Genomic DNA, 8,170 nt, shown 5'->3' with positions numbered 1-8,170 from the left:
GCGCCGATGGTACTGCGAAAGCGGGAGAGTAGGTCGCCGCCAGTCTTTTTAAATCCTCAATCATTTATTTGATTGAGGATTTTTTTTGCGATAAACTCTAAAAGTAAAACTGAAGCTTTAAAAATCCAAACTCAATACTTAAGTTTCTAATATATACCCAAACAATTAAACTTATAATAATAGTATCATACATTATTTAATGAGAATTTTGTAGCTAATAAATATGAGACATTGAAAAGGCAATCTTAAGCAGAGAAGGCCAAAAACCATAAAAAGTACATAGTGACTTACTTCAATTTAGAAATTTTCTTGAAGCTAATTATACTGAGATCCATTTATATTATATCTGAAAAGTATTAACGAATAGACAAACTTTAAAAAAGATTAAAATAAGTTCAATTCAAAGTTCTAGTATTCGAAGTGAAAATAGTTTATCGAAAATTAATACCGTTTATGTGAAAGTATAAAATTGAAAAAATCTCAAGCTACTTGCTTGAGATTTTTATTATATGATCACTATAGCAAAAATCGTGCTAAAAATTATTATTATCAAAAAATATTTACTAAATTCGTAGAATACCAATTGGTAAATCACAGTCGATATGCTAAAACAACATTTACAACTTAAGTTAGGTCAAAAACTTGCCCCTCAGCAAATCCAACTGATGAAATTGATCCAACTTCACACTTTAGAATTTGAAGAAGAATTGGAGAGAGAACTAGAGGAGAATCCTGCTTTAGAAGTTGCAAAGGAAGAGTCTAAAGAAGAAGAATTTTCTTCATTAGAGGATTCTTATGAAACAGAAGGTACAGAAAGTATCGAAACTGATTTTGATGTAAATGATTACATTTACGATGATGAGCCTAATTATAAAACTGCATCAAGTAATTATTCTGCGGATGATGAGGATTTTGATAACGAAAGTCTCTTAACAGAAGGTCAATCTTTATATGATTATCTGATGGAACAAATCAATTTGATTAATATCAATCCGGAAGATTTAAAGATTGCAGAATATATTATAGGAAATTTAGATACTGATGGCTATTTAAGACGTGAAGTAAAGTCTATCGTAGATGATTTGGCTTTCTCTCAGGGAATTTATACTTCAATCGATAAAGTCGAAGATATTCTGGAAAATTATATTCAGAAGCTTGATCCTTCTGGTGTTGGAGCGAGAGGTTTACAAGAGTGTCTTCTTTTGCAGATTGAGAAGAAAATAAGTTCTGACAAGGCTGTCTCGTTGGCTGCAAATATATTGAGATACCAATTTGATGCTTTGACCAATAAGCATTACAATAAGATCATCCAAAAATATGATATTGAGGAGGAGGATTTGAAAGATGCTTTAGAAGAAATTTCCAAGCTTTCTCCAAAGGTAGGCGGAAATTTTGATACACAAACTATCACCATCAATCAGGAAATTATTCCGGATTTTGTAATTTCGGTAAAAGATGGGGTGGTAATTCCTATGTTGAATAGTAAAAATGCTCCGACTCTGAGAGTTTCTGAAGAGTACAAAGATATTTTAACCACATATTCTCACGATAAAAATTCTTCTGAACACAAACAAGCGGCATTATTTATTAAGCAAAAATTAGATGCGGCAAAATGGTATATTGATGCAATAAATCAACGTCAAAATACTTTATTGCAGACGATTAATGCGATTGTAAAATTCCAACATAATTATTTTATTACAGGTGACGAAAAATCTTTGAGACCTATGATTCTTAAAGATATTGCTGATATTACAGGATTTGATATTTCTACCATTTCAAGAGTTGTCAAGAGCAAATATGCAGATACGCCGAATGGAATTCTTTATCTTAAAGATCTGTTTTCTGACAGTTTGACAAATGATGATGGTGAGGAAGTTTCAACAAAAGAGATCAAGATGCATCTGCAGGAAGTCATCAGTAGAGAAAATAAAAGAAAGCCACTTACTGATGATGCTTTGGTTGTGATTTTGAAAGAACAAGGTTACAACATTGCAAGAAGAACTATTGCGAAGTATCGAGAACAACTAAATATCCCAGTCGCAAGATTGAGAAAAGAATTATAAAGATAAAAAGCATTTCAAATTATTCTGAAATGCTTTTTTTATGTTTTGATTTTGTTTAATTTTATTTTTCTTGAGAATCAATTTCTTTGAGTTGATGAAGATTTTTATCAAGTCTTTTTATTAGAATTCCGTAGACTAGTCTGTAATATGCCCAGATTAAAACCACACAAAGTACAGTGCTGATTATAAAACTTACTGTAAAGGCCACTATCGACGTGTTGGCAAGTGCCGCATTTTGATTTTGAATAGCATAAATTCCAAAAACCGTAAGGGCTGATGTAAATACTATGACAATTAAAATATTTATTAAAATAAAAGCATTGACTGTTTTTTTAAATCGGATTATTCGCGAAATAAATTCTTTTAAATCTTCTTCAACTTTTATTTTTCGGTAATTCTCATAAAATTTAATAACAAAATAACCCGTGACGAATAACGTAAGTACTTTTATAACCAAATAAATATTATCAAGAATATCTTGTAACTGTTCGTTTTTTTCAACTCCTAATTTTTGTAAAGAAGTAAAAAAAGTATTAGATTCTTTATTTTGCAAAATGTAAAACAATCCAAAAACGGTGAAAAATAAAAATTCGATCACGCTTATCCAAAATATATATTTCACATAATTACGTGATTTTGTATTCAACATCTGAAGAATCTCAGCGTTGTCATATTTTGGCTCTACAGGTTGTTCTTGCCAGGTTTTCTTAAAGTTATCTAAATCAAATTCAGGCATGTTTTTCCATTTTTTCTTTAAGGACTTTCTTTAATCTGTTCATTTTTACACGTGCATTTACTTCGGTAATCCCGAGGTTTTCTGCAATGTCTTTGTAAGGAAGATCATCCAAATACATCATTACAATAGCTCTTTCAACGTTCGGAAGGGTTTTTATCACCATATATAACAACGAAATCTGCTGTTGCTTATCGTCATCATCTTCAATGAAATCTCTGTGATTAATATCCAGTTCGTTTGTGGGTAAGCTTTTGCTCTTTTTTCTGAAAAGTGTGATTGCGGTATTAAGTGCAACACGATACATCCAGGTAGATATTTTTGAATTTCCTTTAAATGAATCGTAACTTCTCCACAATTGCAGTACAATTTCCTGGAAAAGATCTTCTTCATCTTCGAGAGAATTGGTGTATAGCCGCGAAACTTTTATAATCAAACCTTGATTATCTTTTATTAGCTGGGCAAATTCTTTCTCTTTAGAAATCAAAATGATGTATAATTGGCACGAAGATAAAATTTTTTTAGGAAATAGATGATAGGTTTAGGATTTAGATTATAAATAATGAAACTATTGTCTAATAACTAAAACCTAAGACCTAAATTCCTATCTTTGCAGCCACGAGAAAGTCGGCTTGTTGATTCTTACTTCGGTAAGGGTAGGAAAGTCCGGACACCATAGAGCAGCAAAGCGGATAACATCCGTCATCCGTGAGGATAGGACAAGTGCAACAGAAAGCAGGTACAGTTCGGCTGTAGTGAAACCAGGTAAACTCTTTGCGGTGCAATGATAAGTATATCGGTTCTTTTCAGTAATGAAAATAGGGGCGGCTCGTCCTGAAAGCCGAGGGGTAATCAGCTCAAGTTTTGCAGCAATGTAAAACGTAGATAAATAACAGGCATCCCGATTCTTCGGGATACAAAATCCGGCTTATAGATTTTCTCGTGATTTTTTTTTAAGCTGGAAGTTTGAAGCTGGAAGTTTTTAATATAATGTTTTTTGACTCCCATCTTCCTACTCCCATCTTCCATCTTAATTTATTCGCTTTCTAATAGCTTTTTAGCGTCATCCAAACCAGCTTTATCTTCTTTCGAAAGTTGTGGAAACTGTAAATCCATTTTTTCTAAAGTATCGATAATGATCTGTATTGCAGACAATCTTGCAAACCATTTGTTATCGGCCGGAATTACATACCACGGTGCTTTATCTTTTGATGTCTCGTTGATGGCAGTTTCGTAGCAATTCATATATTCATCAAATAAAGCTCTTTCGGGAAGATCTGCAGCTGAGAATTTCCAGTTTTTTTCCTGTTCGTTGATTCTATCAAGAAGTCTTTTCTTTTGTTCGTCTTTTGAAATATGAAGAAATATTTTAACGATTGTTGTTCCGTTTTGGGCAAGATGCTTTTCGAAATTTCTAATGCTTTCATAACGATTTTCCCAAAATGTTTTATCAAAATCTTTTACGGAATCCCAAGTTTTTTCGCTTAAATTATATTCAGGGTGTACTTTACAAACCAAAACGCTTTCGTAATGTGAACGGTTGAAAATCCCGATCATTCCTTTTTGAGGTAAAGCCCAATAATGTCTCCATAAAAAGTCATGCGAATATTCTTTTGAACTTGGAGTTTTAAAGCTGGTCACATTGCATCCTTGAGGATTTACTCCTCCGAAAACGTGCTCTATTAAACTGTCTTTTCCAGCTGCATCCATCGCTTGAAGCACAACTAAAAGAGATTTGCTGCCATCTGCATAAAGTTTCTCCTGAAGTTCACGAAGTTTTTCTTTTTCCTGAATTAAAATTTGAGTTCCTTCTTCTTTGGTAAGTTTACCCTTATATTCCGTTGATGCTTTTTTTATTGAAAACTTTCCTTTTATTTGAAAATCGTCTGAGAAATTATTAGCCATATTATTATGATAATTAAAAGAGTTAAGTAGTTTGAGCTTAAAATTCATTTAAATTTCAAACATTACATAAATATAACAAAAAAACCGCCTCTGTTGAGACGGTTAAGTATTATTTTAAAATAATATTAACTTTTTACAGCTACTTTTTTTGCAGCCTTAGCAGCTTTTTTGTCAGCTTTAGCTTTCGCTTTCAATTCCTCAGGAGTCAATGGTTTTGTCTCAGGAGCATTTGCATTTACATCACCTTTAATATAAATTACGCTTCTGCTGTTTACCGGGTCATTAGAAAATACTTCAATCATTTTGTTGAAAGCTCCAGGATTAGCTGTAGCATATCCAACTTTAATTTTAGCAGATTTTCCCGGTGCGATAGGATCTTGGCTAAATTCAGGAGTTGTACATCCGCAAGATGCTTTTACATTTGAAATGATCAAAGGCTTGTCACCTGTATTGGTTACATTGAAAAATCTTGTACCGTCAGAACTTGGTTTGATAGTACCATAGTCAAAAGTAGTTTTATCGAATGTTATTGTTTGCGCAGATGCCAAAGCAATCGTTCCGAATAATGCAATTCCTGCAAATAATGTTTTCATAAGTAGATATTTATTAAATTTTGAGACCATATGTTATCGCCTTTCTAACTTGATTTTTGTTTTACAAGTCGGCTTTGGAGATTTCATATTCTTGAATGTTAATATGTTTGTTAGATAAATTTTGAGAAACAAAGTTAAAAATTATTTTAATTAATGCTTACATTTTTTTACTTTAAACTATTTTTGCAAATTATAAGTTAAAGAAACCAGAATTTATGCAGATTTCAGAAAAATATAACCCACAAGATACAGAACAGAAATGGTACAACTACTGGCTGGAAAACAAATATTTCCATTCAGAACCTAATGAGAAGCCGCCTTATACGGTTGTAATTCCGCCGCCAAACGTCACAGGAATTCTTCACATGGGACATATGTTGAATAATACCATTCAGGATGTTTTGGTGCGCCGTGCAAGAATGCAGGGTTTCAACGCTTGTTGGGTTCCGGGAACAGATCACGCTTCGATTGCTACTGAAGCGAAAGTTGTTGCTAAATTAAAATCTGAAGGAATCAATAAATCTGATATTACCCGTGAAGAGTTTTTGAAACATGCATGGGAATGGACTGATAAATACGGTGGAACAATTTTAGAACAATTGAAAAAACTAGGTTGCTCTTGCGATTGGGACAGAACCCGTTTTACTTTAGAAGATAAAATGTCTCAACAGGTTATTAAGAGTTTTGTTGATCTTTATAATAAAGGACTTATTTATAGAGGATACAGAATGGTAAATTGGGATCCGGAAGCAAAAACTAATATTTCTGATGAGGAAGTAATTTTTAAGGAACAAAACGGGAAACTTTATTATTTAAAATATAAAATTGAATCTTCGACAGGCTCAGATACCGATGAATATTTGTCTGTTGCTACAACGCGTCCTGAAACTATTTTTGGTGATACAGCTGTTTGTATCAATCCAAATGACGAAAGATATGCTCATTTAAAAGGTAAAAACGTAATTGTACCGATTGTAAACAGAGTAGTTCCGATTATTGAAGACGAATATGTTGATATCGAATTCGGAACAGGTGCCTTGAAAATCACTCCGGCTCATGATATTAATGATTATGAAATCGGACAAAAGCACAATCTTCAAATGATTGATTCGTTGGATGACGACGGAAATCTGAATGATCATGGTTTACATTATTCCGGAAAAAACAGATTTGATGTAAGAAAGCAGATCGCAAAAGAATTAGAAGAAAACAATCTTTTGTTGAAAGCAGAAGATTATGTAAATAAAGTAGGAACTTCGGAAAGAACAGGTGCAGTTATTGAGCCTAAAGTTTCTGCTCAGTGGTTTTTAAAAATGTCTGAAATCGCAAAACCTGCATTGGATGTTGTGATGAATGACGAAGTGAAATTCTATCCTGAGAAATTTAAAAATACTTATAAACATTGGATGGACAACATCCGCGACTGGAATATTTCACGTCAACTTTGGTGGGGGCAGCAAATTCCTGCATTCTACTATGGTGATGGAGAAAATGATTTCGTAGTTGCAGAAAATATCGAAGAAGCTTTAAATTTAGCTAAAGAAAAAACCAACAACCAACAACTGACAACCAACAACTTAAAACAGGATGAAGACGCTCTTGATACATGGTTCTCATCTTGGTTGTGGCCAATGTCGGTTTTCGATGGTTTGCTTGATCCTGATAACAAAGATATCAACTATTATTACCCAACTTCAGATTTAGTTACAGGTCCGGATATCATTTTTTTCTGGGTTGCCAGAATGATTATGGCCGGATTAGAATTTAAAGGGGAAGTTCCTTTCAAAAATGTTTATTTTACAGGTATTGTAAGAGATAAGCAAAGAAGAAAAATGTCTAAGCAATTGGGGAATTCTCCCGATCCTTTGGATTTGATTTCTCAGTACGGTGCAGATGGCGTTCGTGTTGGAAGTCTATTAAGCTCTGCTGCAGGAAACGATCTTTTGTTTGACGAAGATTTGATGGTTCAGGGAAGAAATTTCATGACTAAAATTTGGAATGCATTCCGTTTGACTCAAAACTGGAATAAAGAAGATAGATCATTGATTTCTTCAGATACTCAGGCGATCGAATGGTTTGATAATCAATTAAATAAATCAATTGCGGAAATTAATGATCAGTTTGACAAATTCAGAATTTCTGATGCGTTACATCTGATTCAAAAATTAGTGAAAGATGATTTCTGTGGATGGTATTTGGAAGCAATTAAGCCAAATTACGGTGAAGGAATTTCGAAAAAAGTATATGATCAGACGATTGTTTTCTTCGAAGAACTAATGAAACTTCTGCATCCGTTTATGCCATTCTTGTCAGAAGAATTGTGGCAGTTGATTTCAGAAAGAAAACCTGAAGAAGCTTTGGTCATTGCTCAACAGAAGAAAGCTGAAGGATTTGATCAAAGTATCATAGAAAAATTTGAAACTGCAGAAGAAATTATTTCCGGAGTGAGAAATTACCGTCAGACAAAAGGAATTTCGCCAAGAGAAGCCGTTGAAGTTTATACAAACGCTGCAAATTTTGAAAACGAAGCGGTTGTTAAAAAGTTAGCAAGTATTTCTGAAATTCACTTTGGTGAAAAAACAGATAAACCGAGCTTCACTTTCTTGGTTGGATCGACTGAAGTTTCGATTCCTCTAAGTGAAAAATTAGATTTAGAAGAAGAAAAAAAGAAAACAGAAGAAGAAGTAAAATATCTGGAAGGATTTTTAATCTCTGTTGACAAAAAGCTTTCCAACGAAAAATTTGTAGCCAATGCAAAACCAGAAGTGGTAGAAGTGGAACGCAAGAAACAAAAAGATGCGCAGGATAAAATTGCGATTCTTGAAGAGAAATTGAAAAGTTTATAATTGAGGTTGAGACTTAGGCTAAGGTTG

Annotated in this window: 6 protein-coding genes and 1 other RNA gene; 3 read left to right on the top strand and 4 right to left on the bottom strand. The window is 33.2% G+C overall.

The genetic code is table 11. The annotated features are described in order from the left end of the window. Positions 1-602 precede the first annotated feature (602 nt). On the top strand, positions 603-2,066 hold the full coding sequence (gene rpoN, locus NZ698_RS16270; protein WP_263004258.1) for an RNA polymerase factor sigma-54: 1,464 nt from the start codon (positions 603-605) through the stop codon (positions 2,064-2,066). A 61-nt stretch (positions 2,067-2,127) separates the two neighbouring features. Here the strand turns inward: rpoN and NZ698_RS16265 are convergent, their stop codons facing one another. Both NZ698_RS16265 and NZ698_RS16260 read right to left on the bottom strand, forming a co-directional pair. Next, complete coding sequence (locus tag NZ698_RS16265) at positions 2,128-2,802, bottom strand: DUF8845 family protein (protein WP_263004257.1); 675 nt, start codon at positions 2,800-2,802, stop codon at positions 2,128-2,130. Next, on the bottom strand, positions 2,795-3,286 hold the full coding sequence (locus tag NZ698_RS16260) for an RNA polymerase sigma factor (RefSeq protein ID WP_263004255.1): 492 nt from the start codon (positions 3,284-3,286) through the stop codon (positions 2,795-2,797). The genes NZ698_RS16265 and NZ698_RS16260 overlap by 8 nt, the downstream gene beginning before the upstream one ends. Positions 3,287-3,418: 132 nt before the next feature. Here NZ698_RS16260 and rnpB point away from each other — a divergent pair. Next, positions 3,419-3,746, top strand: an RNA gene (gene rnpB / locus NZ698_RS16255) — RNase P RNA component class A. 88 nt (positions 3,747-3,834) lie between these two features. Here rnpB and NZ698_RS16250 read toward each other — a convergent pair. Together NZ698_RS16250 and NZ698_RS16245 are read right to left on the bottom strand one after the other, a co-directional pair. Next, positions 3,835-4,704 (bottom strand): polyphosphate kinase 2 family protein, encoded by an 870-nt coding sequence (locus NZ698_RS16250; protein ID WP_263004254.1) that lies wholly within the window; start codon positions 4,702-4,704, stop codon positions 3,835-3,837. Positions 4,705-4,829: 125 nt separating this feature from the next. Next, a complete protein-coding gene (locus NZ698_RS16245; protein WP_263004253.1) occupies positions 4,830-5,297 on the bottom strand; it encodes a DUF1573 domain-containing protein in 468 nt (155 codons plus the stop codon). Positions 5,298-5,512: 215 nt separating this feature from the next. On the opposite strand from NZ698_RS16245, the gene NZ698_RS16240 reads away from it, so the two are divergent. After that, positions 5,513-8,143, top strand: coding sequence for a valine--tRNA ligase (locus tag NZ698_RS16240; RefSeq protein ID WP_263004252.1), 2,631 nt, complete (start codon positions 5,513-5,515; stop codon positions 8,141-8,143). Positions 8,144-8,170 lie beyond the last annotated feature (27 nt).

This window comes from Chryseobacterium edaphi (assembly GCF_025628985.1).
Taxonomy (GTDB): domain Bacteria; phylum Bacteroidota; class Bacteroidia; order Flavobacteriales; family Weeksellaceae; genus Chryseobacterium; species Chryseobacterium edaphi.
The sequence above is the reverse complement of the archived record's forward strand: the minus strand, read 5'-3'. Positions and strand labels throughout refer to the sequence as shown.

Bases quoted from the DNA above. Each gene is read 5' to 3' on its own strand.
- rpoN (WP_263004258.1), top strand. From the start codon at position 603: ATGCTAAAACAACATTTACAACTTAAGTTAGGTCAAAAACTTGCCCCT.
- NZ698_RS16245 (WP_263004253.1), bottom strand. From the start codon at position 5,297: ATGAAAACATTATTTGCAGGAATTGCATTATTCGGAACGATTGCTTTG.
- NZ698_RS16265 (WP_263004257.1), bottom strand. From the start codon at position 2,802: ATGCCTGAATTTGATTTAGATAACTTTAAGAAAACCTGGCAAGAACAA.
- NZ698_RS16240 (WP_263004252.1), top strand. From the start codon at position 5,513: ATGCAGATTTCAGAAAAATATAACCCACAAGATACAGAACAGAAATGG.
- NZ698_RS16250 (WP_263004254.1), bottom strand. From the start codon at position 4,704: ATGGCTAATAATTTCTCAGACGATTTTCAAATAAAAGGAAAGTTTTCA.